The following is a 25,368-nucleotide window of genomic DNA, read 5'->3' on the forward strand; positions in this document are numbered from 1 at the left end:
TCAGGCCCCGTCCATGGCCAGTCGGTCGCTGGTGCGTTCGGCGTTGCCGGCCTGTTCCTGTGTGGGGGGCGTTCCGGGGCGACTGGCGCGCTTGCGACCGAGGATGGAGCTGTAGCAGTTGACGTTCAGCAGCTTGAAATGGCGCATTTCGACGATATCGAGCCCCAACTCCCTCATATAGCGCGGGTAGTTGTAGATGCTGTGCCACGGGTTGTTCGCCAGAACCCAGAAAATGGAAGCGGCGGCGTACCAGTAGAACTGTTTGAAGGCCCGAAGAAAGACATTGCCCGTGGGGTAGCAGAAGTCCCCGACCACGACGTCGCCATCGGTCCGGGCGAGCTTCACCAGATGCTCCAGAACCTCCAGCATGGTTGATTCGTCAAAGACATTCAGGAAGAAGTTGGCCACCACCATGTCATACCCGCCGGGTTCGCCCACAGCGAGAATGTCGTCATGGACCTGCCGGATCGACAGGTGGGGGGCTTCTTTTTCCTGCAGATGACCAAACTGCTTCAGCATGGTCTCTGAGATGTCCACGACGGTCACGTCCGCCCCCAGCTCGGCGGCGTGAATAGCATCACGGCCATGGCCGACGCCGGCGAAGAGAACGCGTGTGCCCGGCTGGATACGACTGCTGTCGAGCATGGCGTTCTTGCAGCGGTGGATGTTTCGACCGCTGTAGATCGCGCTGAGAAAGTCGTAGAGCGGACCGATGTACTTGTATTTATCCTGCATGATGCCGTCCGACCGTCCGAATTCGTGAGCCCTTTGTGACCGGTTGCGCCTGCTCATGAGCCGAAACCGGAACGTGGGATGTGTCGGTGTTGACGTTAGAGGAGAGCGGACGTCCGTTTTGTGGTCTGCCCCGCATTTTGGATACATGCCGTTACCCAACGACATGCTTTGCAAACATCGTCAAGAAATGAAAACGGAATGTTGGACAATCCTATAAGGTGCCGTTTTGGGCGCTCGGGTCGTCACCGTCGCTCTTTTGACGTATCTTTGACCAAGACCTGACGTCTTCCCCGGGGCACGTCCTGGCGGGTGGACGTGGGGCGGTATCCGCCCGATTGGCATACGGAGATCGCGATGACCATTGCCAGTGACCATCACTCAGGCCTTCAGCAGCATCGGAGCAGGCGTGGCGCCCTGTTGGCGGCTATCATACTGAGCTTTCTTGCGTCACCGGCAATCGCGAGCGACTCGGATCGCACCGTCAATTACCTTGTCATTGATAGCAAGGCGGCTCCCTTCCAGATTGTTCAGGGCGGCAAGAGCCATGGCGGCATCGTCAGTGATCTGGTTGACGCCATTTTCGAACCGTCCTCCTATGGCGTTAAGCATCGGGTTCTTCCGGTTAACCGACTCAAACAGATGGCGCGTGAGCGTCAGGTGAGGCACTGGGTCACCTATGACGCGACCCAGTGGGCCACCTTTGAGGACGTGGGAACGATGATTCACGAGCCGTTGTTTTCAACGCATCATGTCCTGCTGACCTGTGCGCCCACGATTCCAGACCGGATTTCTGATGTGGAAGCGCTTGACGGCAGGCGCCTCGTGACGCTCCGCCATTTCGAGTATCCGCCCATTGAGGCTGCGTCGCAGAAGGGGCGCCTCAAACAGGTGGCGATTGACCGTTACGAAGCGGGCATCCGGTTGGTGGAACTGCAGCGCGTGGATGGCTTCGTCGAAATGAAAAGCCGGCTGCAGTATCACATGACGTTTCGTGACCGGCCGCCCGCCGACTGCCTGCGCTGGATTGACCTGGACGAGGTGATTCCCGATTTCGACATCTACCTGGCGGTGGATGCGGACTGGCCCCCGGATTTTCGGGATTATGTGGCTCAGCGTATCCGGGAGCTGCGCGATCAGGGTCGTATCCGCGACATTCGCTCCAGTTATCTCACCGAGTAGCGCTGAGGCGTCACTCAGATGGCAGTTGGCACTGGCCTCCTGCCGAACAGGCGCCGCTCGATTTCCGCCGCTGGCGTAGCGGCGCCATAGTAGAACCCCTGAATCTGCTGGCACCCCAGGTTGCGCAGATAGGCCAGTTGCAGGTCTGTCTCAACCCCTTCGGCTACGATATCCAGCTCCAGGCCATGGGCCATCGCGACGATGGCGTTGACGATGCACGCGCCTTCCTCGCCGCGACGGATGCCGTGCACGAACGACTGATCCACCTTGAGTGTGTGGATAGGGAGTCGATGCAGGTAATTCAGGGAAGAATAGCCGGTCCCGAAGTCATCGATCGCAATCCGGACACCGTGACCGGCCAGCTTGCGCAGCTTGCGACTGATCTGCTCCAGATCGGTCATGATGACGTTCTCGGTGATCTCGATTTCCAGATTTTCGGGCGGAAATCCGGTTTCGGTCAGGCATTCCATCAGGTTATCGACGAACCGGGGGTGATCGACCTGGATCGGGGAGAGGTTGACGGCGAGGCGCAGATCGTCCCGGCCCTCGCGGATCCAACGGCCGACGTGACGGCACGCCAGTTCCACGACCTTTTCGCTCAGGTCGGCGATCAGCCGGGTTTCTTCGGCCAGTGGCAGAAAATCGCGGGGATAGAGCAGCCCTCGTTCCGGGTGCTGCCAGCGCACCAGTGCCTCGACGCCGACGATGTCGCCACTGCTACCGGACACCTGAGGCTGGAAGTGCACTCGCAACTCATCCCGGACCAGCGCCTGCCGCAGGTCCCTTTCCAGGCTGAGGCGATGCGCGGAATCCACGCTCATGGTGTCTGAGAAGAAGCGGTAGCCATCCTTGCCACTGGCCTTGACATGGTACATCGCGATGTCTGCGGCCTGGATCAGCTCGTCGATGCTGTTACCGGATTCGGGAAACAGGGCGATGCCAATGCTGACGCCGACAAACACTTCGTGCTCACCAAGCTGGAATGGGGCCTTCAGGGCATCGATCAGCTTGCGGGCAATGCGGCGGGCGTCCTCCCGACTCTCGATGTCGGGCAGCAGCAATGTGAACTCGTCTCCGCCGAACCGGGAGAGCGTATCGCCGCCTCGAAGGCAGCCTCCCAGGCGTTGTGTGACGGACTGAAGCAGTCGGTCCCCCATGCCGTGACCGAGCGAATCGTTGATGACCTTGAAACGGTCCAGATCCAGAAACATCACCGCCAGTTTCTGGTCCTTGCGCTCGGCCTGCGTCATGGCGAGCATCAGTCGATCCTGGAATAGGGCGCGGTTTGGCAGGCGCGTCAGCAGATCGTGATAGGCCTGGAAGTTGATGAAGGCCTCGGCCTCCTTGCGATCCGTGACGTCCCGGGCACTGCCGTAGATGGTTGCGTCCCGGGTGTTACCGGCAACACCATCGCTGGGTAGCATGTTGACGGGGTTGTCGCCGATGGGAAATGCGGTAATTTCGAAGTGACGGTTGGGCTTTCGGCTACCCCGTGTTTTGAGTCGCAGCTCAAAGGTGCGGGGGTTGTCGGCCGAGATGTCCGGGTCTTCCAGCGCCTGGAGACCCCGGCGGATATCCTGCTCATCGATCAGGTGCCGGAAATGACGACCTACCAGCTCTGATGGCGCGTAGCCCAGTAACGACTCGATCTTGTCATTGACGAAGCAGAGCCGGCCCTCATTGTCCAGCATGAACACGATGTCCGGCGATGTGTTGACGATGTATCGATGCAGCTCTTCAGAGCGCTGCAGCTGCGCCTGTACGGCCTCGTGAGCTTCTTCCAGAGCGCGTTTCTGCAGGACGTTGTTGACGGTGGTTAATAGCTCGTCGGGATCGTAGGGCTTACGGAGATAATCCTGGGCACCCCGCCTCAGGGCCCGGCTGACCGACGTGAACGAGGCCTCACCACTGATGACGATCACCGGTACGTCGATGCGGTGCTGCTCAAGGAATGCCATGACGTCATGGCCATCCACCTCCGGCATGCGGAGGTCCAGAAGCACCAGGTCGAACGGCTCGGCCCGGAGCCGGTTGCAGGCGTCGCGCCCTCCGAGAGCCTGTTCGGGGGCGAAATGCTGTTCTGTCAGCAGATCGCACAGACTCTTAAGAAGCCTCGGTTCGTCATCCACAATGAGGATGCGGGCGTTTTTTATTGACGGCGTGTCGGTCTGGTCGTTCATATTTTGCCCGTGGATGTCGGATACATCGTTCATTCCGGCATTCCCTGCCCCGGACACACCCATCGGGAAAATCCGTTCCCGGATGGGAGCCCGCCAGCGCAATTCGCTCACTGGTCCTTGCCAGCTGCCGGGAGGAGAATCCGGAAACTGGTTCCGCCTGCCCCCGTCTTGCAGCTGATGATGCCCTCCATGTCATCAACAATCTGTTTCACGATGCTTAAACCGAGGCCACTATGCCCCGCACCCTTGGTCGATGCAACCGGCTGAAACAGCGTCTGCCGGATCGAATCAGGCAGTCCCCGGCCTGAATCGGAAATGGTCAGTTCGACCCACTGCTTGGTCCCCTGCCAGACCGGTGCATCGGTCTGAAGGGTGATGCGCCCCCCCTCCGGCATGGCCTCCACCGCATTCCGGACCAGGTTGGTCACAACCTGACGGAGAGCGCCCCGTCGGGCCCGGACCAGTCCGGATGCCGATGTGCGCTCCATCGCCGACTCGATGTCGGCCGACCGGAACAGGGATTCCCTGAACAGCGCCTCCATCGTTTCCAGCTCGTCATTGAGATCCGTGATCGGATCATCGCCCGGCGTCTCGTCGAGGCTGGTGATTTCCACTTCCCGGAGCTGTTCGAGCAGGTGTGCCGCCCGATCAAGCTCTTCGCGGACGATGGTGAGGTCGTTGTCCATCGTCTCGGTGTCGGAATCCGGGTTGGCCAGGCGGCGCTGGAGCTGACTGACGTACTGGCGGACGATCGTCAGTGGGTTGCTGATTTCGTGGACCTGACGCCGCACGGCCAGCTGGCGTGACGCCTGGTCCAGCAGGTGCTGACTGTCCGGAGCCGGCGCAGGCTCGGTCAGTCGTCGATGAACGTGGCGACCAAACAGCGTCAGCAGTTCGCGATACCGTTCGGCGCTCGCCCGGGCCTGGAGTCCGATGACGTAGACGCCGCCGGTGCCCTCGGCCGTGACGACCGGTCGTGTCATCAGGGTAGGGGTACCCAGCAGCGACATGAGCTGGCGGTCCAGCACAGTGGCCTTGTCACTGTCGGCATCACCCACCAGCATATCCCCGGTTTCAACCGCCCGTGTGACCAGACTCTGCGGTGCGTCCAGGGGAATGGTCATAGCCGGAGCGCCACCGACGGTTGCCTCTCGGAGGGTCAGTTCCCGGTCCGCAATGGTCAGTAAGGAGGCTGGCCGCCCCGTCAGCATGGTGAGGTGTCGCAGTCCATCGAGCATCACATCGTCAAACGGCAGGTCATTTGGCATATCCTGCATGACGCGCTCGATCATGGCGGTGCTGACCACCTCGCGGAACAGCCGGTCCCGGGCAGGGCGGTCATCGCCCGACCCGCTCAGGTCGATGTTCAGGCTGTCCGCAAGAGACTGAACATCCTGCTCAATGCCCGTGCAGATCTCCCGGGTCAGGGCGCTGGTCAGGCCAAACAGCAGGTGCGCCGCATCAAGTCCTCCGGAATCGGCCAGGGCGAGCCGTGTGGAAAGATGAACCAGTTTGACCAGGTGTCCGGCGTCCCGGATGGAATCCGGGGATTCCTGTTGATACCGGACGGCATCCTCAACGTGCCTGTCGAACCCCCAATGGTGGCAGAGAGCCGCACCGAGTTCGCTGGCCGGGTATTCGGCGACGGGATGATCGGCGGGACTGCTCATGAGGACGAGTTCGCCGGCGTTGTGCAACAGCCCGACCATGTAGGCTTCTTCGGTCGAGGGGTAACGTGTCAGGCGCGCGAGAGCCCGGGCAATCAGCGCCGTGGTCAACGAGTGACGCCAGAAATCGCGCAGCTGTTGCCAGTGCTCGGGTTCAAGTCGCACCAGTAGCTGGCGCAGTGAGGCGGTAATGATCAGTGACTCGATTTGCCGGATGCCCAGGCGCAGCATGGCCTGCTCGATGGTTTTGACCGGGTTGGCCTGGCGATAGAGTGCCGAGTTGGCGAGCGCCAGCATCCGCCCGCACAGCGCCGTGTCGGTATCGATGATCCGGGCGATATCCCGGAATGACGCATCGGAGTGGCATGCCTCCAGCGCCCGCAGTGCGATCTGCGGCAGACTCGGCAGGTCCGTATCGGGCGGTATGTTGATCGGGGCTGGGGGCATAGGTCAACTTGGAATAACGCCTGTCTTTAGTATGGACAGATAGTAGACAAACAATCGCCGTTCGCAAAGGGTTTGATGATTTTTCCGCCGCCGGCACCGTGTACAATGAACGGTTATCACAATAACAGAATGTAAACGGGACCCCGCGTCCCGACCGGGGGGATGACAGAAACCAGTCATGTCGGATTCTCAAAACGCAGTCAGACATCAGCCGCGTATTCTGGCGGTGACCGGGGGAAAGGGGGGCGTCGGAAAAACGTCCGTCGCCCTCAATATGGCCCTGATCCTCTCGCGACAGGGGCATCGGGTGCTTCTGCTGGATGGTGATACGGATCTGGCCAACGTCACCATTATGCTGGGGCAGTACCCCAGCCGGACGCTGGAGCAGGTCCTCAACAATGAATGCACCCTGGAGGAGGCCATCTTCCGGGCGCCCTGGGGGCTTGATGTGCTGCCAGGGGCCTCGGGGGTGGAGCGGTGCATGTCGATCGCGCCCTCGGACCGGCTCTCGCTGATGCGCCGGCTGGCGGGTCTGGAGCAGCAGTACGACTATATCCTGATCGACACGGCGGCCGGGTTGCGGGCCGGTGTGCTCCACATGATTGCCAGTGCCGCGTTGGCGTGTGTGGTCGTCACGCCGGACCCCACATCGCTGACCGATGCGTTCAGCCTGTTGAAAGTGCTCAAGCGCCGGGGCTACAAGCGTACCCCAAGCATCCTCATCAATATGGCCCGCGGGCCCAAGCATGCCCAGTCGATTTTCCAGCGGTTCTACGCGGCGCTCCAGCGCCATCTGGACATGACACCCCATTATCTCGGGGCGGTCTGGCAGGATGAGAGTGTCCGGCGTGCCGTGTCCCGCCAGCAGCCGGTCGTACTGATGCCGGATGCCGAGCCTGCCTGTCGGCAGTTCCGCGTGCTTGTGGACATGCTGAAAGTCCGCTTTGACCAGTTGGAGCCCCGGCGCAGTGGTTTTGCCGCGTACTGGAATCGCGTGGCAGAGAAACAGTCCGGGCGATCCCGCCCGGTTGAAAAGCCGACGGCGCCCGTCAGTGCGGACGATCGCTGGCGTCAGTGGAGCATCGAGCTGGAAGCGCTGTTGGCCGATCCAGCCACCACTGAATTGCAGCGGTATGAGGCGTTGGTCAGTTGTCTCGAACAGCTGGGCCGGCATATGGACGGTGAGACCATCGAGGCGATTCAGACGGGGCTGGCGGCGATGTCCTGGGAGCAACTCTCTCCGGCGCTTCGCACCCACCTGGCCAGCCACCTCCGGCAGTTGGCGGATCAGGTGGACCCACCGCCAGCGGCGCCCGAGCCGGCGTCGACTGACACAACCGGCCAACCCCAGCCCCGTTACGACGAACAGCGTTTCGGACAACAGCAGGCGCTGATTCAGGCGCTGCGGGAGAAGCCAGCGGACGTCTCGCTGGACCGCCTGCTGGCGATGCTGACGGACGCATCCTGAGCCGCCTCCGGGTGGCTCTGTCGTCAAACGCCCGTCGACAGCCAACACTGAAACTTTGGAACAGGTCACCAATTTGTCATTTTGTGCCCTGTAAGGTGGCACGAAAGAACAACAATGGTGCCGGCTGTCCCGGTAGCGGTCCGATCCGGGTGGCGTGAGGTCTGCTTTTCCCGCTGGATGCGGGTGAGTGGCAGAGTTCATGCAAAGCAAGGAACAGGTGCGCTTGAAACACGGTCTGCCGTGGATGGCATGCCCCGATCCGGGGCGGTTTTCAAGGGCTCCGCAACGTCACCATGTTTAGGGAGGAGCGTCATCGTGTCTGAGGAACATCCCAACAGTGCGTCTCATTCCAGGGTGTTGAACGCGCTCAGCGGTAAACAGGTCCTGATCACCGGAACGACCGGTTTTCTGGGCAAGGTCGTTCTGGAAAAACTGATCCGATCGGTGCCGGACATTGGTGGCATCCATCTGCTGATCCGGGGTAATCGCCACTACCCCGAAGCGCGCGAGCGGTTTCTGGAGGAGATCGCCGCCTCATCCGTTTTTGAGCGTCTTCGCAGTGAAGAGCCGGACCGCTTCGAGGCGTTCATCGACACTCGTCTGCACTGTGTGACCGGCGAAATCACCGAGCCGCTTTTCGGCCTGGCGTCCCACGAATTCGATGCGCTCGCCGCACAGCTCGATGCGGTCATCAACTCGGCAGCCAGCGTCAACTTCCGTGAGGAGCTGGACAAGGCGCTGGCGATCAACACCGACTGCCTTGGCAATATCTGCGAACTGTCCCGCCGGGGCGGCAATCTGCCGGTCATTCAGGTCTCCACCTGCTACGTCAACGGCATGAATGCCGGCGATGCGAAGGAGGCGCTGGTCAATCCAGCCCGGTCGGGTATGGTGCAGAGAGAGGACGGCACCTGGGACGTGGATGAAGTCAGGCACGTCCTGAATGACAAGATCGCCGAGCTGCGGCACTGCTATTCGGGGAATGTGCTGGCAGAGAAACTGGTGGATCTGGGCATCCGGGAAGCCAATCGCTATGGCTGGAGTGACACCTACACCTTCACCAAGTGGATGGGAGAGCAGGTGTTGATGCAGGCCCTCCACAGGGCGCCCCTGACGATTGTGCGGCCGGCGATCATAGAGAGTGCGCTGGCCGAGCCGTCACCGGGCTGGATTGAGGGTGTGAAGGTTGCGGACGCGGTCATCCTGGCCTACGCCCGGGAGAAGGTGTCGCTGTTCCCGGGGCGCCGGGCCGGTATTATCGATGTGATCCCGGCCGATCTGGTCGGCAACAGCATCATCCTGTCACTCGCCGAGGCGGTGTCGTCCCCCGCCGAGCAACGCATCTACCAGTGCTGCAGCGGTGCCACCAATCCCCTGCGCCTGGGTGAGATGATCGACCATGTCATGACCGAGGCCCGTGAGAACCATGCCGCCTACGACCGGCTGTTCCACCGTCAGCCAACCAAGCCGTTCATTGCCGTTGGCCGCCGGCTGTTTGACCGGGTCATGGGCGGTGTGCGGCTGCCGCTCAGCCTGCTGGACCGGGTTCTGAAACTTGCCGGAAGCGAGACAGAGCTCAAGGCGCTCCGGAATGTGCGCACCACCATGGAGCTGGCCACGATCTTTGGCTTCTACACCGCACCGGACTACGTCTTTCACAATGATCGCCTGCTTGAGCTGGCGGACCGGATGGGCAGTCGTGACCAGACGCTCTTCCCCGTAGACGCCCGCCTGATCGACTGGCCGACCTACCTCCGGAAAATTCATCTTGCCGGACTCAATCGCTTTGCACTGAGCCACCGCCGGCTGCCGCGGCCGACACAGCGCCGCAAGCAGAACCAGCGAGCCGCTTGACGGTCGCCGCCCGGAGGCATCCTCCGGGCGGGCCCCTTGAGGAACCCGGCAACTGGACTATGCTGGTAGTAGCCGGGCCCGATGTGGCGCGCCCCCGCGTATCCGAGACGCCTGACGGAACCCCGCCCGGGTTCCCAGGGGAAGTGCTCAGCACTTCCCTTAGTACGTTCGTCTAATTCAATTGCCTGGCACCGGCGTGTTGAACTGACCCTCAACAATAATGCGGGGCGCTTGGACGACCCCAATTCGCAGCAATCAGGGGAGCACAATGACACAACAACAGGTGTATCCGGTTAACGAGACGTTCAAGAAACGAGCGCTGATCGACCGTGCCCAATATGACGCCATGTACGCGGAATCGATTCGCGATCCCGACGCGTTCTGGGGGAAGCACGGCAAGCGTCTGGACTGGATGAAACCCTACACGAAGGTCAAGAACACGACGTACGACTACGACAACCTGTCGATCAAGTGGTACGAAGATGGTGAGCTGAATGCGGCGGCCAACTGTCTGGACCGGCATCTGGAAAAGCGCGGCGACAAGACCGCACTGATTTTTGAAGGCGACGAGCCGTCGGTATCCCGCCACGTTTCCTACCGTGAACTGCACGAAGAAGTCAGTAAGTTTGCCAATGTCCTCAAGTCGCTTGGGGTGAACAAGGGCGACGTGGTGACCATCTACATGCCGATGATCGTCGAGACCGCAGTGGCGATGCTCGCCTGCGCGAGAATCGGCGCCATCCACTCCGTGGTGTTTGGTGGCTTCTCTCCGGAAGCCCTCGGGGCCCGGATCGAGAACGGCAAGTCCCGCTTTGTGATCACCGCGGACGAGGGGGTTCGCGGTGGTCGCAAAATTCCGCTCAAGGCCAATGTCGACAAGTCCCTTGAGGGAAGCAATGTCCCGGCTGTCGACAGCGTGGTGGTCGTGACGCGGACCCATGCCGACATTGATTGGAAGGATGGGCGCGACGTTCGTTATGAAGAGCTGATGAAAGACGCGTCCAGTGACTGTCCGCCGGAGCCGATGAACGCTGAAGACCCGCTGTTCATGCTCTATACGTCTGGTTCTACCGGGACGCCTAAGGGGGTGCTCCACACTACCGGCGGTTACCTGGTCTACACGTCCATGACTCATGAGTACGTGTTCGACTATCAGGAAAACGATGTGTACTGGTGCACGGCGGATTTTGGCTGGATCACCGGCCACAGCTATATCCTGTACGGACCGCTGGTGAACGGCGCCACTACAGTGATCTTTGAAGGGGTGCCGAATTATCCGGATGCCTCCCGCTTTGGTCAGGTGGTCGACAAGCACAGGATCAATGTCCTCTATACCGCGCCGACGGCTGTTCGGGCGCTGATGGCGCAGGGTGATGACTGCATGGCGGGGACCACCCGGGACAGTCTCCACATCCTGGGCACTGTCGGTGAACCCATCAACCCCGAAGCGTGGGAGTGGTATCACCGCGTGATTGGCAACTCCAATTGCCCGATCGTGGATACCTGGTGGCAGACCGAGACCGGGGGCATTCTGATTACCCCGCTGCCCGGCGCAACGGACCTCAAGCCCGGTTCGGCGACGCTGCCATTCTTTGGCATCCAGCCGGCGGTGGTTGATAGTGATGGCAACGTGCTGGAAGGCAAGACCGAGGGGAACCTGGTGATCCTCGATAGCTGGCCTGGCCAGATGCGGACCATCTTCGGTGATCACGAACGGTTCAAGCAGACGTACTTCAGCACCTACAAAGGGACCTACTTCACGGGCGATGGCGTTCGTCGGGATGAAGACGGGTACTACTGGATTACCGGCCGGGTTGACGACGTCCTGAACGTGTCCGGTCACCGTCTGGGTACGGCCGAGGTGGAAAGCGCGCTGGTGTCGCATGACAAGGTGGCCGAAGCAGCCGTGGTCGGCTACCCCCACGAGATCAAGGGGCAGGGCATCTATGTCTATGTCACGCTGGTCGGCGGTGCGGAGCCGACGGAGGAGCTGAGGCAGGAACTGGTCCAGACGGTCCGTCAGGAAATCGGTCCGCTGGCCTCGCCGGACGTCATCCAGTGGGCCCCGGGTCTGCCGAAGACCCGGTCCGGCAAGATCATGCGGCGTATCCTGCGCAAAATCGCGGCAAATGAGCACGATCAGCTTGGCGACACCTCCACACTCGCCGATCCGGGGGTTGTCGACGAGTTGATCGAGCACCGCGCCTTTCAGTAGAGCGTCGAAGAGACCGGTCGTGTCAGGGCGCCGTGTCATCGACGGGTTCTGGGTGCGCCGGTCGCCCTGAAACGCGGCCAGCGGGTGCCTCCGGGCATGCCGCTGGCTTTTACGTTCGAGACGAGTTAAACAGGAGTCATGGTGCAACAGATCATCATCGCCGACGACCATCCACTATTTCGTGCCGCGCTTCGCCAGGCGGTGTCCCAGGCACTGCCGGATGCTGACATGATTGAAGTGGAGAGCATCAAGACGCTTCAGGAATCGGTCGAGGAGCACCCCGATGCGGATCTGGTCCTGCTGGACCTGAACATGCCGGGCGCCCACGGATTTTCCGGGCTGGTGTTCATGCGAGGCCAGTATCCGGGCCTGCCGGTGGTGGTGGTGTCGGGCTCCGAAGAGCTTCAGGTCGTCCGCCGCTCCATTGATTACGGCGCGTCCGGGTTCATCCCAAAATCCGCCTCGCTGCCGACCATCACCGAGGCGATTCAGGACGTGCTGGAAGGTGAAATCTGGCTACCGGATGGCGTGGCCGAAAAAGTCGAGCGCATGCAGGCTGACGTGACCGACTTCTCCGACAAACTGGCGTCGCTGACGCCTCAGCAGTTCCGGGTGCTCGGTATGCTGTCAGAGGGCATGCTCAACAAGCAGATTGCGTTTGATCTGGAGGTGTCTGAGGCCACCGTCAAGGCGCACATCACTGCCGTGTTCCGCAAGCTGGGCGTCCGCAACCGGACCCAGGCCGTGATCGCCATCCAGCAGATGGAAATCGACCCCTCCGACACGTCGCTGTCCGGGACCTGATAGCGGACGGGTGTTCGCTGTTATGAGAATTCTTCGCCGACGACTGATTAATGTTGCCGAACATTTAGAGGGTGTTGTAAATGGCGTCGCCCAGCGGTCACTCCGTTGTCTGATCGGGATCGGCTGGTGGTCATTGCCGGAGGAGCGACAGGGATGTCGCGGTCGCATTTGGCGTCAGGGACGACCATCAAATGCAGCGTAGGCAATGATTACCAGCCGGTCCCAGGCACCTTCGTCGAGAGCCGAAACCGGTCGCCCTGGCGGGCGACTCCGAAGTCGGAGACATCGGCTACATGTTCAACGATAGCCTTTTGCTGCACCCTCTTTATGTTCGGAGCGGCCGGCAGGCCGCCGAGCGATGTTTTCCAACCGATTGCTGTCAGGGAGCCTAACGGCTCCTCCGAACATAGATGTTCGGCTACATCAGAGGCTCAACACACGGGCGCTTCCGTGATTTCCGTGTGCTTCCGTGGCCGTTCCCCCGCTGTTGTCCGTTTTCTCTCCTGATCGCCTCCCAACCAACTGACGACATTTTCATCAAATCGTGAAGGTGATGTATTGCATCAGCCGGGCGGGCCCTGTATTGTTAATTCAGCTTACACATGTACTCTTAAAGTGGAGTGATCAAAATGAATGCAGCGGTCCACCCTGAAGAATACGGGGCGGCGACTTTCGGCGAGCAGGACGAGCGTGAGCTCAGAAAGCGCCTGAAGGCCGAACTGCCAGAAGACACCTTTCAGGCCCGCAGCTGGCGCGCCATCTGGTTCCTGCCTTTGCAGCTGCTGATCTGGGGCGGTATTGCCACGATTCTGTTTGCGGGGCTGCCCTGGTACGCCAATCTGGGACTGGCCCTGGTTGTCGGCCACTCCATTGGCTCACAGGGGTTTCTGGCGCACGAAGTACTTCACGGCGCGCTGGGCATGAGCCGGCGGGTTCAGAACGTCTTTGGCTGGCTCGGTTTCGGGCCCATGCTGGTGACGCCGGAGTTCTGGCGGAAGTGGCACAACAGCGTGCATCACGCGCATACCAATCAGGGTGATGAAGACCCGGACAGCTTTGGCACCATGCGCCGTTACAAGGCCGACCCGAAGCAGAAGCGGTTCGTGAAACTCGCACCCGGTGGCCGTACCTGGTACAGCTACCTGTTCCTGACCTACTCGTTCACGTTCCACGCCCAGCTGGTGCTGTGGATCCAGGCGAAGAAACGCAAGCACTTCAAGGGCTTCAATCGTCGTAAGGCGATCGCTCAGGTGCTGGTGATTGCGGGGCTGTACGCGGCGTTGGCCATTTATTCCGGACCGTTGGCGCTGTTCACGGTGGTGATTCCGTTCATGGTGGCGAACGCAATGGTACAGGGGTACATCCTGACCAACCACTTTCTGCGGCCACAGACGGAGACCAATAATCCGCTGGACAACTCAATGAGCGTGAAGACGCTGCCGATTCTTGACCGGCTGCATTTCCGCTTCAGCCATCATGTGGAGCATCATTTCTTCCCGAAGATGCCGTCCAACAAGATGCCGCGGGTCCGGTCCTGGCTGCAGGAGAACTATCCAGAGCGGTACGTGTGCCCAAGTCACTGGGAAGCGGTCCGGTTGCTCTATAGCACGCCTCGGGTCTACAAGACAGCGACCACGCTGGTGGACCCGAACGACCCGGACAAGACGTTTGATCTGCTGCCGCTTCAGCGGAAGATGAGCGCCGCGTCCGAAGCGGCCTGAAACCACAACGGGGAGCCGGTTACGGCTCCCCGTTCCCCATCACGAATTCCAGCCGGCCCGGCGCCACGCGGACGTCACTGGGTACCATGCCCAGCAATCGCTCCCCCAGGTTTGTGTCGTCCAGCCTGTAGACCGGTACAGTCTCCAGCCATTGCGCGACGAATGACATCATCGTGTCGGAGACCGGCGCGATGTCCCCATTGAAAAAGGCTGACTGGATATCGCTCTTGAGCAGTTTCAGATCCCGGATGTAGACAGCCCGTTCGCTGCTATCGTAATAGGGCGCGCCCTCCACCTCCAGCGCAATGTCGACCGGCAGTCGCGCCACGAAAGCATCCACGCTGACCTGCCCGGCGATGTCCAGTATGGCGACATTCCGCCCGTCCGGGCCCAGGGTGATGTCGGCGGAGGTCAGTGAGGCGTTGAGTGGTGAGTTGGCGCCCGCCTGGTGTTCGTCAAACCGGTTTACGGCATCGTGGAGGTAGCCTTCCAGTGTGCTTTCGGAGACGGAGTAGGGGGAGAAGCTGGCGCAACCGCTGACGATGGCCAGAGTGGCCGTCAGCGAAAGCGCTCGGAGCAGGGTCATTGGGGTCATCGGGACGTCCTTTTTCAGTCGTTTTCCGCGCTGGCGTGTACCTGTGGCACGCCGTCCTGATCAAAGTGAACATCAATGATCATTGGCTGGCAACAGACCTGGCAGTCTTCGACGTACGATTGCTCGGGCACGGAGGGATCGACGCTGGTCTCAAGCCATTCCCAGCAGTAGGGACACTGGATGCGGGCGGGTTCAAGCATGCGGTTATGATGGACCGGGGAGTGGACCCCGGTCCAGTCATCGGATGATCGTTAGAAGTTCTGTTTTGCCATCCAGGGGATGATGCGGTCGAATGCTTCTTCGAGTTTTTCGCAGGGGGCTGCGAAACTCAGCCGCATCGCGTTGGTCGTGGTCTCGCCGAAGGCATCGCCTGGTACCACGCACACACCGGTCTCCTTGAGCATGCGAAGTGCCAGGTCGTTACCATCCACGTGCGGCGGCAGCTCCGGGAAGGTGAAGAAGGCGCCTCCCGGCTGGTAGCCGGTCAGGTGTGGCGTCTGATTCACCAGCTCGACGATTTTGTCACGACGCTCCTGATAGATCTTCACCATGTCCCGTGTTGGCTGCTGGTCGCCGGTCAGGGCAGCAACGCCCGCGAATTGCGACGGCGTGTTGGCCACCGATGTCGTGAACATGTGATAGCGTCGCAGTGACTTGATGGTCGCCTGGCTCGAGATCACCCAGCCCACACGCAGCCCCGCCATGCTGTAGGTCTTGGAGAAGCTGCTGATGCACATGATGTTGTCCAGGTCGACGCTGCACTTCAGAACGCTGGCGTATTCCTGGTCGTCGAAGATCAGGTGGTCATAGACCTCGTCACTGAAGACCTGGATGCCCCGGAAGGCACACTCTTCCAGTATCGTTTCGATGGTGCTGCGCGGATACACCGCCCCAGTGGGGTTGTTCGGTGAGTTGAGCACCACCGCGAACGTGCGTGAGCCCATGGCCCGGATCACTTCGTCCGGGTCGAGCTGGTGATTGTTCTCGATCCGCGTCGGAATGAACTTCACCTCGCCGCCGTTCATGCGGATCAGCGGCGCATAGATCAGGAATGACGGATCGGTCACGATAAACTGGCGTCCCGGCGCGGCGGTTGCCGACAGAGCCAGGTACATTGCCTCGGTGGCACCGGACGTGATCAGGATGTTGTCCCGGGTCAGCTTCCGGTCGTAGCGCTTGCTGTAGTAATCGCGCAGCGCGACCAGAAGTTCCGGAAGACCCGCGTCCATGGTATAGCCAGTCTGGCCGGCGTGAAGCGCATCCACATAGGCATCGATGATGTGCTTGGGCGTCGGTAGATCCGGTTGGCCGATCGACAGGTGGATCACGTCCTTCATCGACGCTGCCATATTCACCATGCGACGGATGCCCGGAATGGGGATCGCCTGCATCGCCGGATGCCAGCGGGCCTTGGTCTTACGGTACTTCACCTTGCGCGGCGCCGATTTACCGGCCTGGTTGAGCTTTTCAGCGTCGGCCATGATCGTCTCCTGCTCACGAAACGAAATCGAGATGATTGAAACTTTCCGCAAAGTTTCCTGACTGTGTCGGTGACCCTGTCGCGCTCGGCCCAAAACGGGTTTTCGCCACCGACATCTTAGGGCAGATTAGTTTCTCTCCAGTGGGGGGGCAAGGAGTGGATATCCCCTACATGGGTCGAGTTGACCAATGCGTGGGCAGGCGACAGACTCCAGAGTAGGTTTATCAATCGTTAGCACTCGGAGGCTCTATGACGCAGGACAATGGCAAGCCGGTCGTCACCGTTCTGACCGCACCCGGGGAGCCGGAACCGCCGGGCGTGGACGCGGTCCGCGAGCAGGCCGAAGTGCGGTTCGCCTCCGACGAGAAAACGCTGCGCGAGACCCTGCCGGGCACCCAGGTCATGATGGTGACCGATTTCCGCACCGAGGCCCTTGCTGCTGCTTGGCCGGAGGCTGATCAACTGGAATGGATCCATGCCACGAGTGCCGGTGTGGATGCGCTCATGTTTCCTGAGCTGATCGACGGCCCGGTCACCGTCACCAACGCCCAGGGCATTTTCGACCGCACCATTGCGGAGTATGTCCTCTGCACCATCCTGATGTACTGCAAGGACTTTCCCGGTTCCATTCGCTATCAGACAAAGCACCAGTGGCAGCACCGGGATACGGAGCGTGCCCAGGGCCGCCGCGTGCTGATTGTGGGGGCGGGGTCCATCGGACGCCAGATCGCCCGGCTGACCAGTGCTATCGGAATGGAAGCCCACGGCGTGGCCCGCCGGGCCCGTGATGAGGACCCGGATTTCGAAGCGGTCCACAGTAATGACGAGCTGATGGATCAACTCGGATTGGCAGACTTCGTCGTCGTGGCAGCACCACTGACACCGGCAACGGAAGGGCTGTTCGATCGCAAGGCGTTCCAGGCCATGCGCTCCGACGCGCGCTTTATCAATATTGGCCGTGGCCCGATCGTCAAAACGGACGACCTGGTGGATGCCCTACGGGCCGGCGACATTGCCGGTGCCGGGCTGGACGTCTTCGAGGAAGAGCCACTGCCGGAGGCCCACCCGCTCTGGGACATGGAGAATGTCCTCATTACCGCCCACATGGCCGGCGACTTCATCGGCTGGCGCAAGGCACTGACCGAACAGTTCCTCGACAACTTCCAGCGCTGGAAGCAGGGCGACGACCTGTTCAATCTGGTGGATAAGAAGCTGGGTTACGCGGCGAAGTGATGACGGTGTGGCCACGGAAGAACACGGAAAGCACGGAAGCGCCCTTCGGGCGCAAATAAAGACAAGTGGCAAGTCAAAAGTGACAAGTGAAAAGAAAAACGAGCCATGCCCCCCATCGCGAACGGCAGGGCTGGCGATGAAATGGCCCCGCTGTCTGCCCGACAAAGCGACCAAGCACTTGCCACTTTTTCAGCGCCCAAAGGGCGCTTTTCCGTGTTCTTCCGTGGCTAAATAATCTGCGTTTTCCGTGGAGCCTGCTATTCAAGCCGCCCCAGCACCGAATCTCCAATCGTTTTCGTGTCCCGACGCTCGCCGCCATGGTCCGCCAGGTCGCTGGCGACGGCGTCATAGAGTGCATCCCCTGCCTGTAGCAAGGCCCTATCCTCACGCCCCAGCCACTGGAGCATACGCGCCGTGGTGAACAGCATGGCGGTAGGGTCGGCCAGGCCCTCACCCGCGATGTCCGGTGCGCTGCCATGGGTCGGTTCGAACATGGAGGGCAGATCCGGGTTGTCTGGGTTCAGGTTGCAGGACGGTGCGACACCCATACCGCCGGAGAGGACCGCCGCTAGGTCTGTCAGGATGTCGCCCTGAAGGTTGCTGGCCACCACCACGTCGAATGCCCAGGGGGCCTGTACGAACTTCATGCAGGCCGCATCCACCAGCTCGTGATGGGTTGCGACGTCCGGGTATTCCTTCGCAATGGTCTCGAATGCCTCGGTGTACATGTCGCCCCAGTACCGCAGTGCGTTGCGTTTGGTAACGATGCAGACCTGGCTCTCGCAGGTTCGGCCATCGAGTGTCTCAAACGTTCGGGTGTGTCCTTCCTCGGCGCGCCGGCGGGCGCGCAGCCGGGCCTGCTCGAAGCCGTACCGGATGATGCGCTCCGTGGCGCGACGGGTGAACACCTCCATCTGGGTGGCCACCTCGTCCTGTGAGCCCGGCCGCAGACGACCGCCCTGGCCAACGTATTCGCCTTCGCTGTTTTCCCGGATGACCAGCATGTCGATGTCCTTCGCCCGGTCGTCCGCCAGGTACTGGCGAGCACCGGGGAGCAGCCGGGCGGGACGTTCGCAGACCCACTGGTCGAACCCTTTGCGCATCTGCAGAAGCGGCGCCAGAGAAATGCTGTCCGGGAGCAGGTGCCGGTTCGGATTGCTGGTTGGGCCGGGGTCGCCCAGCGCACCGAGCAGTATCGCGTCGAATGCCCGCAGCCGGTCGAGCGCATCGTCGGGCATGACCTCGCCATGCTGCTCATGCCAGCGGTGGGAAGGCCAGTCAAAGGTTTCCCAGTCGAGCGCCAGTTGCCGGCGTTCCCTGAGTGCCTCAAGACACCGCACGGCTTCACCGATCACTTCCGGTCCGATGCCGTCGCCCGGGGTAATGGCAATGCGCTGGCGCGTGGTCATTCGCTGACTCCTGTCTCTGTTGGTGGCTGGTATTGACGACACGCGGATCGGGTGTCTTAGCGACATTGTAGTGGTCAATGACGTCCATGCCACCATCGGTTGTCCTTGGTCGTATTCGATGTTGCCGCTATAGTACTGGGAACAAACCGTGTGAACGGCATCGACGGTCGGATTAGCTCTTCTTGGGGGAACGTGTGAGTCAGCCACCTCTGCTTTTTGACGAATCTCACTGTGAGGAGTGCGCCTGTGGCAAGGGCCTGGATTTTCAGTTCAGCTTTGCGTTCCAACCGATTATTGATGCGACGACCCGGAGTGTTTTCGCCTACGAGGCGCTGGTTCGCGGACCAGGTGGGGAGGGCGCACTGTCTGTGCTGGACAAAGTGACCGATGAAAATCTGTATGCGTTTGATCAGGTTTGTCGGGTCAAAGCGGTCAAGCTGGCCTCTCGGTTGAATATGAGCGCTTATCTGAGCATCAATTTCATGCCCAACGCCGTCTACCAGGCGGAGTACTGCATTCGTACCACGCTTGCCGCGGCCAGAACTTATCACTTTGACACAAACAAGATCATCTTCGAAGTGACTGAAGGGGAAAGCCTGACCGATCTTGACCACTTGGTTTCGATCATTGATGCCTACCGTGAAATGGGGTTCCTGGTCGCGTTGGATGATTTTGGTGCCGGAATGTCGCGATTTAATCTGTTGATGGCCAGCCCGCCCCATCTCCTCAAGCTTGATATGGGATTGATTCGTGATGTGGATCACCAGGCCAATAAGCAGGCAGTGGTGATCGGCATTATTGAGACAATAAGCCGCCTCGGCGGCCGCATCATCGCTGAAGGCGTTGAGACCGAAGCCGAGTATGCCTGGTTGCGGGAGCACGGGGTTGAACTGTTCCAGGGCTTGCTGTTTGCCCGTCCCGGATTTGAAACCCTCCCCGAACCCTGGTTCCCGGAATAAGAGGCATCCATGGCCTATCGGCTGGTCGTTCTTGTCTTTGCCATTCTGCTTGTCGTCGCCCTGTTCGGGCTGATCTGGTGGCTCTGCCGCCTGTTTCTGAGTCATCATGGCGAAGTTAAGAACCTGAATGAAAAGACCCAGGTGCTGGCAACCTGGACCTTCGCCGGCGTCGCCGTCGGACTGGTGTTTGTGGTGTTAGGCGCCTTTGTGCTCGGCCCGTGGGCGTTCTACCGCACCGTTGCCTCGCACGATGTCGCGGTGGATGACGCCGCCGCCGTGCTCTGGGGTTTCGGCATCGTCCTCGCCAGTCTGGTGATTTCGGCGGGTGGGTTGCTGATTCTGTTTAATGCCGTAGGGGCGCTGTAGATTGGCCACGGAAAACACGGAACGACACGGAAAAATGCCGTAGGTTGGGCTGACGCAGGAAGCCCAACGTAAAGCGTCGGTTGGCTGTCTGGTTTGTTGGGCTTCCTGCGTCAGCCCAACCCACTCGTCCGTTTTCTATCTGCGCCCGCAGGGCGCTTTCCGCGTCCTTCCGTGTTTTTCCGCGGCAAATCGATCTTTCTGTGGCAAACGTCGATCACTGCTCCGCCACACCATGCAACTGCTCCCGGAACCACAGCAGCGCCGGCTCCTGCTCGTAGGCCCGGTGCCAGTAGAGGTGCACGTTGATCGCGGGCATCTCGGTCGGCATGGGAAGCATCTTGACGTTGGCCTGCTCGGTGATGATCCGTGCGTAGGTTTCCGGCATGGTCACCAGAAGGTCGGTGGTCTCGGCCACCCGGCAGGCGGCAAAGTAGTGCTGGCATCGTAGGGCGATCCGGCGGTGAACGCCGAGTCGGGATAACTCGAAATCCTCCACGCCCGGCCCCTCCGTTCGGGAGGACACCAGCACATGGCGGGCCTCAAGATAGTCGTCCAGTGTCAGCCCGGCCTCCACGGCCGGATGGTGGCGACCTGCGATCACCACCAGACGGTCCCGGCGCAGCAGTTCGTGAGAGGTCTGATTGCTCACCGGCAGCAACACATCAACCGCGAAATCCAACTTACCCGAGGCGAGGGCGGTTTCCATGTCCCGCCGGGCGAGACGCTGACTGACCACGTCGATTTCCGGGTAATCCGTCAGGTTGCGCATCAGGGGCGGCAGAAACGTGGACTCCAGAACGTCGCGAAGGCCGAGTGCAAAGGTTTTGCGCTGGGTGCGCGGATCAAACGCGTGAAACTGATTGACGGCCGTCTGGATCTGGGTCAGCCCGGGGCGCATGGATTCGGCAAAGCGCCGGGCCAGGGGCGTCGGCACCATCCGGTTCCCCTGGCGGGTGAACAGAGGATCGTCGAAGTGATCACGCAGCCGCGACAGCGAATGGCTGACGGCGGGCTGCGTCAGGTGCAACGCCTGGGCCGCTCGGGTGAGGCTGCCCTCCCGGTAAATGGTGTCAAAGACGTGCAGCAGGTTCAGGTCAAGACGGTTCAGTGCCACGGCGTTGTCCATAAGCGGAATTGATTTCGCCTGATTAGAATAATTCAGTCGCCTCATGCGGAAAAGGGGCGGTAGGGTGGTTGCCATCATTCATCAGGGGAGACAGGGCGATGGACTTCAACCTCTCGGATAACGGCCAGGCCTATCTGGATCGTGTCAAACAGTTCATGCGGGATGAGATCTTTCCGGTTGAGGACCAGGTCAAGCAGGAAATGGCGGCACTGGATGACCCCTGGGTCGAGCTGCCCGTCATCCGGGAACTGAAACAGAAGGCGAAATCCCAGGGCCTCTGGAACCTGTTTCTGCCGGACAACGAGCACGGCTGCGGTCTGCTCAATTCGGACTATGCGCTGATCGCCGAGGAAATGGGTCGTAGTTTCATTGCGCCGCCGATCTTCAACTGCAACGCGCCGGATACGGGCAACATGGAAGTGCTGTTGTATTACGGGTCGGAGGCGCAGAAGCAGCAATGGCTGACGCCGCTGCTCAACGGCGAGATCCGCTCCGCCTTCTGCATGACCGAGCCCGATGTCGCCTCCTCGGATGCCACCAACATGGCGGCGACGGCCGAAGTGGACGGCGATGAGGTGGTCCTGAACGGGCGCAAGTGGTGGAGCACCGGTATCGGTCACCCGGACTGCAAGGTGATTATTTTCATGGGCCTGACCGACCCGGAGGCCCACAAGCACCAGCGCCATTCCATGGTTGTAGTGCCGAGGGACGCGCCGGGGGTGACGGTGGAGCGGATGCTGCCGGTCTTCGGTTCCTATGACGAGCCGTACGGCCATGGTGTCGTGCGCTTTGACAACGTCCGGCTGCCGAAGAGTGCCATCATCAAGGGTCCGGGGCGCGGGTTCGAGATTGCCCAGGGCCGATTGGGGCCCGGCCGGGTTCATCACTGCATGCGTGCGATCGGCGCCGCCGAACGGACCCTGTCGCTGATGATTGATCGGGCCACCAGCCGGGAAGCGTTCGGGCGCCCCATCGCTAAACTGGGCGGGAATCCGGACATCATTGCCAACGCCCGGATGTCGATCGAGCAGGCGCGCCTGCTGACGCTCAAATGCGCCTGGCTGCTGGATACCAGGGGCATTATGGGGGCGCTCAGCGAAGTCGCCATGATCAAGGCGGTCGTGCCGCAGATGCTGCAGACGATTGTGGACAATGCGATCCAGATCCATGGCGGCGGTGGCGTCAGCGACGACGATTTCCCGCTCACCGAACTCTACGCCTATGCCCGCGTGCTGCGACTGGCCGATGGCCCGGACGAAGTCCACCGTGCCACCGTCGCGAAACTGGAACTCAAGAAACACTCCCGATAACACGGCAGATACAACTATGAGCAAGCGAGTATTCATAACCGGCGGTGCCAGTGGTCTCGGACGGGCCGTCGCCCTGTGCTATGCCCGCAGTGGCGCGAAGGTGTGTATCGGTGACATCAGCGCCGATCAGGGTGAGGAAGTGGCGCGGGAACTGACCGACGCCGGCGGCGAGGGCCGTTTTGTGGCCTGTGACGTACGCCGTATCGGGGATCTGGAGGCGGCAAAGGACGACATGGTGTCGGCCTGGGGCGGTGTGGATGTGGTCATCAACAACGCCGGTGTGGCCTCCGCGGGCAGTATCGAGGACACGACCATTGCCGACTGGGACTGGATTCTCGACATCAACGTCATGGGCGTGGTGCGCGGCTGCAAGGTGTTCACGCCGCTGTTCAAGGAGCAGGGGCAGGGCGCCTTCGTCAATGTGGCTTCCATGGCTGGCTTGATGCTGGCGCCGCTGATGGGCAGCTACAATGTCTCCAAGGCGGGTGTGATTGCCCTGTCGGAAACCCTGAGCCAGGAGCTTCGGGACTTTGGGGTCAGCGTCACCTGCGTCTGTCCGGCGTTTTTCCAGACCAATCTGACCGATTCGATGCGGTCGGGCATCCCGGGCATTCAACAGAACGTCAACAAGCTGATGAAAAAGTCCGACATCACCGCGGAGGACGTTGCCAATGCGGTCGTCCGTGCCGAAGAGAAAGGCGAATTCTGGGTGCTGCCCCACGCCAAGGAGCGTCGGATGTGGGTGCTCAAGCGGCATGCACCCAAGGCCTTTGACTGGCTGATGCACCAGGAAACCAAGCGCTGGATGAAGAAATTCGGGACAGGAGGCGCCTGATGACACAGATCGACGAGGCGGTCGCGATTCGCGATGGTGAGGAGCTGGACGTCGCGCGCGTCGACCAGTTCATGAAAGAGGCCATTCCGGGGTTAGAGGGCGAGCCCAGCATCCGGCAGTACCCGGGGGGCGCGTCGAACCTGACCTATCAGATTGACTACGGCGAGCGCTCTTTTGTGCTGCGCCGCCCGCCGTTCGGGCACATCGCCAAGTCCGCCCACGACATGCTTCGCGAAGCGCGGGTCATGAAGGCACTGAAACCGGTGTTCCCGTACGTGCCGGAAATCATTGCCATCTGTGACGATCACGATGTGCTCGGCTGCGATTTCTACGTGATGGAGCGCATGCGCGGCATCATCCTGCGTCAGGATTTCCCCGAGGGCTTTCATCTCAGTGAAGGCGACACCCGCAAGCTGTGCCTCAATGTCATCGATAAGCTGGTGGACCTGCACCGGGTGGATGTCCAGGCCGCGGGGCTGGGTCACCTGGGCAAGGGGCCGGGCTATGTCCAGCGCCAGATCGGTGGCTGGAGCAACCGCTTCCGAAAGGCGCGCACCGACGATGTGGGCGATTTTGAGCCGGTGATGGCGTGGCTGAACGACAAGATGCCCGAGGACATCACCCAATGCCTGATCCACAACGACTTCCGGTTCGACAACGTGGTCCTGAACCCGGACAACCCGTTTGAGGTCACCGGTGTGCTGGACTGGGAGATGGCCACGATTGGCGATCCGCTGATGGATCTGGGCAACAGCCTGGCCTACTGGATTCAGGCCGACGATGAGCAACCGTTCCAGATCCTCCGGCGCCAGCCGACGCACCAGCCGGGGATGCTGACCCGGGATGAGGTGGTCGAGTACTACATGGAGCGTTCCGGCTACCATGCCGACCGGTTCGACTTCTACGAGATCTACGGCCTGTTCCGCCTGGCGGCGATCATCCAGCAGATCTACTACCGCTTCTACCATGGCCAGACCACGGACAAACGCTTCGCCATGTTCGGCCAAGCCGCCAACTACCTGCAGAAGCGCTGCCTGCGACTGATCGGGGAGAGCGATCTGTAATGGCGCGGTTGCACCTGATCCGCCATGGCCAGGCCAGTTTCGGCAAGGCCGACTACGATCAGCTCTCCGAGCGCGGGTACACCCAGTCCCGCGTTCTTGGTGAGTGGCTGCAGGACAAGCACGTGCCGACCGCGCTCTATCGGGGCGCGATGAAGCGCCACCGGCAGACGTTGGAGGCAATGTCGGCCGGTTTCGGGCACCCGTTGCCGGCGGCGACCACCCTGGAGGGCTTCAATGAGTTCGATCATCGGGCGGTCATTGAAGCCTTGCGCCCTGAGTGGGCGGAGCAGGGGGTGATGGCATCGGAGCTGGCCCAACACCCCAAACCGGCCCGGGCGTTCCAGAAGGTTTTCTCGGACGCCGTCCAGCGCTGGATTTCCGGTGAGTACGACGACGATTACCCGGAGACGTGGAATCGCTTCCGGGAACGCGTGCTGACGGCCCTGAGCGCCGCGATGGCGGACACGGACGGGGACCTCTGGGTCGTGACCTCCGGGGGGCCGATCAGCGTGGTCATGCAGTCATTGCTGGGTCTGGACGATCACCGGGCGCTGTCCCTGAACGACGTCATCGCCAACACCAGCGTGACGCAACTGCTGTTCTCCGGAAATCGCCGGAGCCTGGCCGTCTTCAACAACTATGCCCATCTCGAACAGGCGTCGCCCGAGCTGATCACATACCGCTGACGCTGTTCCCACCATCGACAGACACAGGAGAGATC

21 protein-coding genes are annotated in these 25,368 nt (G+C 61.1%); 13 read left to right on the top strand and 8 right to left on the bottom strand.

Annotation, left to right across the window (positions count from 1 at the left end; genetic code table 11):
- Nucleotides 1–735: a class I SAM-dependent methyltransferase gene (locus C8D92_RS01035; RefSeq protein WP_095609706.1), complete on the bottom strand. Its 735-nt coding sequence runs from the start codon at nucleotides 733–735 to the stop codon at nucleotides 1–3.
- Nucleotides 736–1,089: 354 nt separating this feature from the next.
- On the opposite strand from C8D92_RS01035, the gene C8D92_RS01040 reads away from it, so the two are divergent.
- On the top strand, nucleotides 1,090–1,914 hold the full coding sequence (locus tag C8D92_RS01040; protein ID WP_116918192.1) for a type 2 periplasmic-binding domain-containing protein: 825 nt from the start codon (nucleotides 1,090–1,092) through the stop codon (nucleotides 1,912–1,914).
- A 14-nt stretch (nucleotides 1,915–1,928) separates the two neighbouring features.
- Here C8D92_RS01040 and C8D92_RS01045 read toward each other — a convergent pair whose 3' ends face one another.
- Together C8D92_RS01045 and C8D92_RS01050 are read right to left on the bottom strand one after the other, a co-directional pair.
- Nucleotides 1,929–4,094 carry a putative bifunctional diguanylate cyclase/phosphodiesterase gene (locus C8D92_RS01045; RefSeq protein WP_116918338.1) on the bottom strand — a complete coding sequence of 722 codons (2,166 nt, stop codon included), beginning with the start codon at nucleotides 4,092–4,094 and terminating at the stop codon, nucleotides 1,929–1,931.
- Nucleotides 4,095–4,201: 107 nt separating this feature from the next.
- Nucleotides 4,202–6,208, bottom strand: a complete 2,007-nt coding sequence (locus C8D92_RS01050; RefSeq protein ID WP_116918193.1) for an HDOD domain-containing protein — start codon at nucleotides 6,206–6,208, stop codon at nucleotides 4,202–4,204.
- Nucleotides 6,209–6,386: 178 nt separating this feature from the next.
- Between C8D92_RS01050 and C8D92_RS01055 the strand changes: the two genes are divergently transcribed.
- The 5 genes from C8D92_RS01055 (at nucleotide 6,387) to C8D92_RS01075 (ending at nucleotide 14,270) form a co-directional block, all read left to right on the top strand.
- The gene (locus tag C8D92_RS01055) at nucleotides 6,387–7,676 is read left to right on the top strand and encodes an AAA family ATPase (protein WP_116918194.1); all 1,290 of its coding nucleotides are present in this window, start codon (nucleotides 6,387–6,389) and stop codon (nucleotides 7,674–7,676) included.
- 315 nt (nucleotides 7,677–7,991) lie between these two features.
- Entirely contained in the window at nucleotides 7,992–9,530 is a 1,539-nt protein-coding gene (locus tag C8D92_RS01060; protein WP_243402318.1) for a fatty acyl-CoA reductase, read from the top strand.
- Nucleotides 9,531–9,798: 268 nt separating this feature from the next.
- On the top strand, nucleotides 9,799–11,745 hold the full coding sequence (gene acs, locus C8D92_RS01065) for an acetate--CoA ligase (protein WP_095609702.1): 1,947 nt from the start codon (nucleotides 9,799–9,801) through the stop codon (nucleotides 11,743–11,745).
- Nucleotides 11,746–11,883: 138 nt separating this feature from the next.
- Nucleotides 11,884–12,549: a response regulator gene (locus C8D92_RS01070; RefSeq protein WP_095609701.1), complete on the top strand. Its 666-nt coding sequence runs from the start codon at nucleotides 11,884–11,886 to the stop codon at nucleotides 12,547–12,549.
- A 629-nt stretch (nucleotides 12,550–13,178) separates the two neighbouring features.
- On the top strand, nucleotides 13,179–14,270 hold the full coding sequence (locus tag C8D92_RS01075) for a fatty acid desaturase family protein (protein WP_095609700.1): 1,092 nt from the start codon (nucleotides 13,179–13,181) through the stop codon (nucleotides 14,268–14,270).
- A 19-nt stretch (nucleotides 14,271–14,289) separates the two neighbouring features.
- On the opposite strand, the gene C8D92_RS01080 is transcribed toward C8D92_RS01075, so the two are convergent.
- From C8D92_RS01080 to C8D92_RS01090, 3 genes are read right to left on the bottom strand one after another with little or no spacing between them, the layout of a single operon-like run.
- Entirely contained in the window at nucleotides 14,290–14,865 is a 576-nt protein-coding gene (locus tag C8D92_RS01080) for a YceB family lipoprotein (RefSeq protein ID WP_228151082.1), read from the bottom strand.
- 14 nt (nucleotides 14,866–14,879) lie between these two features.
- Nucleotides 14,880–15,065, bottom strand: coding sequence for a CPXCG motif-containing cysteine-rich protein (locus C8D92_RS01085; RefSeq protein ID WP_095609699.1), 186 nt, complete (start codon nucleotides 15,063–15,065; stop codon nucleotides 14,880–14,882).
- 51 nt (nucleotides 15,066–15,116) lie between these two features.
- Nucleotides 15,117–16,346 (bottom strand): pyridoxal phosphate-dependent aminotransferase, encoded by a 1,230-nt coding sequence (locus C8D92_RS01090; RefSeq protein WP_095609698.1) that lies wholly within the window; start codon nucleotides 16,344–16,346, stop codon nucleotides 15,117–15,119.
- A 248-nt stretch (nucleotides 16,347–16,594) separates the two neighbouring features.
- On the opposite strand from C8D92_RS01090, the gene C8D92_RS01095 reads away from it, so the two are divergent.
- On the top strand, nucleotides 16,595–17,578 hold the full coding sequence (locus C8D92_RS01095; RefSeq protein ID WP_116918195.1) for a D-2-hydroxyacid dehydrogenase: 984 nt from the start codon (nucleotides 16,595–16,597) through the stop codon (nucleotides 17,576–17,578).
- A gap of 257 nt (nucleotides 17,579–17,835) precedes the next feature.
- Here the strand turns inward: C8D92_RS01095 and C8D92_RS01100 are convergent, their stop codons facing one another.
- On the bottom strand, nucleotides 17,836–18,987 hold the full coding sequence (locus tag C8D92_RS01100) for an isocitrate/isopropylmalate dehydrogenase family protein (protein ID WP_116918196.1): 1,152 nt from the start codon (nucleotides 18,985–18,987) through the stop codon (nucleotides 17,836–17,838).
- 182 nt (nucleotides 18,988–19,169) lie between these two features.
- Here C8D92_RS01100 and C8D92_RS01105 point away from each other — a divergent pair, with 182 nt between their 5' ends.
- Both C8D92_RS01105 and C8D92_RS01110 read left to right on the top strand, forming a co-directional pair.
- Nucleotides 19,170–19,946 (top strand): EAL domain-containing protein, encoded by a 777-nt coding sequence (locus C8D92_RS01105; RefSeq protein WP_423837059.1) that lies wholly within the window; start codon nucleotides 19,170–19,172, stop codon nucleotides 19,944–19,946.
- 9 nt (nucleotides 19,947–19,955) lie between these two features.
- Complete coding sequence (locus C8D92_RS01110; RefSeq protein ID WP_095609696.1) at nucleotides 19,956–20,312, top strand: hypothetical protein; 357 nt, start codon at nucleotides 19,956–19,958, stop codon at nucleotides 20,310–20,312.
- A gap of 214 nt (nucleotides 20,313–20,526) precedes the next feature.
- On the opposite strand, the gene C8D92_RS01115 is transcribed toward C8D92_RS01110, so the two are convergent.
- Nucleotides 20,527–21,426, bottom strand: a complete 900-nt coding sequence (locus C8D92_RS01115) for a LysR family transcriptional regulator (RefSeq protein WP_095609834.1) — start codon at nucleotides 21,424–21,426, stop codon at nucleotides 20,527–20,529.
- A 110-nt stretch (nucleotides 21,427–21,536) separates the two neighbouring features.
- On the opposite strand from C8D92_RS01115, the gene C8D92_RS01120 reads away from it, so the two are divergent.
- The 4 genes from C8D92_RS01120 to C8D92_RS01135 are packed head-to-tail and all read left to right on the top strand — an operon-like array spanning nucleotide 21,537 to nucleotide 25,333.
- A complete protein-coding gene (locus C8D92_RS01120) occupies nucleotides 21,537–22,748 on the top strand; it encodes an acyl-CoA dehydrogenase family protein (protein ID WP_095609695.1) in 1,212 nt (403 codons plus the stop codon).
- 16 nt (nucleotides 22,749–22,764) lie between these two features.
- A complete protein-coding gene (locus C8D92_RS01125) occupies nucleotides 22,765–23,583 on the top strand; it encodes an SDR family oxidoreductase (RefSeq protein ID WP_095609694.1) in 819 nt (272 codons plus the stop codon).
- Nucleotides 23,583–24,647 (top strand): phosphotransferase family protein, encoded by a 1,065-nt coding sequence (locus C8D92_RS01130; protein WP_095609693.1) that lies wholly within the window; start codon nucleotides 23,583–23,585, stop codon nucleotides 24,645–24,647. Before C8D92_RS01125 ends, C8D92_RS01130 begins: the two co-directional genes overlap by 1 nt.
- Nucleotides 24,647–25,333: a histidine phosphatase family protein gene (locus C8D92_RS01135; protein ID WP_116918197.1), complete on the top strand. Its 687-nt coding sequence runs from the start codon at nucleotides 24,647–24,649 to the stop codon at nucleotides 25,331–25,333. Before C8D92_RS01130 ends, C8D92_RS01135 begins: the two co-directional genes overlap by 1 nt.
- Nucleotides 25,334–25,368 lie beyond the last annotated feature (35 nt).

Origin of the sequence: Tamilnaduibacter salinus (assembly GCF_003096655.1) — a bacterium.
Lineage (GTDB): Bacteria > Pseudomonadota > Gammaproteobacteria > Pseudomonadales > Oleiphilaceae > Tamilnaduibacter > Tamilnaduibacter salinus.

Excerpts from the sequence above, each read along its gene's own strand:
- C8D92_RS01035 (WP_095609706.1), bottom strand. The coding sequence starts at position 735 with ATGCAGGATAAATACAAGTACATCGGTCCGCTCTACGACTTTCTCAGC.
- C8D92_RS01040 (WP_116918192.1), top strand. The coding sequence starts at position 1,090 with ATGACCATTGCCAGTGACCATCACTCAGGCCTTCAGCAGCATCGGAGC.
- C8D92_RS01045 (WP_116918338.1), bottom strand. The coding sequence starts at position 4,094 with ATGAACGACCAGACCGACACGCCGTCAATAAAAAACGCCCGCATCCTC.
- C8D92_RS01050 (WP_116918193.1), bottom strand. The coding sequence starts at position 6,208 with ATGCCCCCAGCCCCGATCAACATACCGCCCGATACGGACCTGCCGAGT.
- C8D92_RS01055 (WP_116918194.1), top strand. The coding sequence starts at position 6,387 with ATGTCGGATTCTCAAAACGCAGTCAGACATCAGCCGCGTATTCTGGCG.
- acs (WP_095609702.1), top strand. The coding sequence starts at position 9,799 with ATGACACAACAACAGGTGTATCCGGTTAACGAGACGTTCAAGAAACGA.
- C8D92_RS01070 (WP_095609701.1), top strand. The coding sequence starts at position 11,884 with ATGGTGCAACAGATCATCATCGCCGACGACCATCCACTATTTCGTGCC.
- C8D92_RS01075 (WP_095609700.1), top strand. The coding sequence starts at position 13,179 with ATGAATGCAGCGGTCCACCCTGAAGAATACGGGGCGGCGACTTTCGGC.
- C8D92_RS01080 (WP_228151082.1), bottom strand. The coding sequence starts at position 14,865 with ATGACCCCAATGACCCTGCTCCGAGCGCTTTCGCTGACGGCCACTCTG.
- C8D92_RS01085 (WP_095609699.1), bottom strand. The coding sequence starts at position 15,065 with ATGCTTGAACCCGCCCGCATCCAGTGTCCCTACTGCTGGGAATGGCTT.
- C8D92_RS01090 (WP_095609698.1), bottom strand. The coding sequence starts at position 16,346 with ATGGCCGACGCTGAAAAGCTCAACCAGGCCGGTAAATCGGCGCCGCGC.
- C8D92_RS01095 (WP_116918195.1), top strand. The coding sequence starts at position 16,595 with ATGACGCAGGACAATGGCAAGCCGGTCGTCACCGTTCTGACCGCACCC.
- C8D92_RS01100 (WP_116918196.1), bottom strand. The coding sequence starts at position 18,987 with ATGACCACGCGCCAGCGCATTGCCATTACCCCGGGCGACGGCATCGGA.
- C8D92_RS01110 (WP_095609696.1), top strand. The coding sequence starts at position 19,956 with ATGGCCTATCGGCTGGTCGTTCTTGTCTTTGCCATTCTGCTTGTCGTC.
- C8D92_RS01120 (WP_095609695.1), top strand. The coding sequence starts at position 21,537 with ATGGACTTCAACCTCTCGGATAACGGCCAGGCCTATCTGGATCGTGTC.
- C8D92_RS01125 (WP_095609694.1), top strand. The coding sequence starts at position 22,765 with ATGAGCAAGCGAGTATTCATAACCGGCGGTGCCAGTGGTCTCGGACGG.
- C8D92_RS01130 (WP_095609693.1), top strand. The coding sequence starts at position 23,583 with ATGACACAGATCGACGAGGCGGTCGCGATTCGCGATGGTGAGGAGCTG.
- C8D92_RS01135 (WP_116918197.1), top strand. The coding sequence starts at position 24,647 with ATGGCGCGGTTGCACCTGATCCGCCATGGCCAGGCCAGTTTCGGCAAG.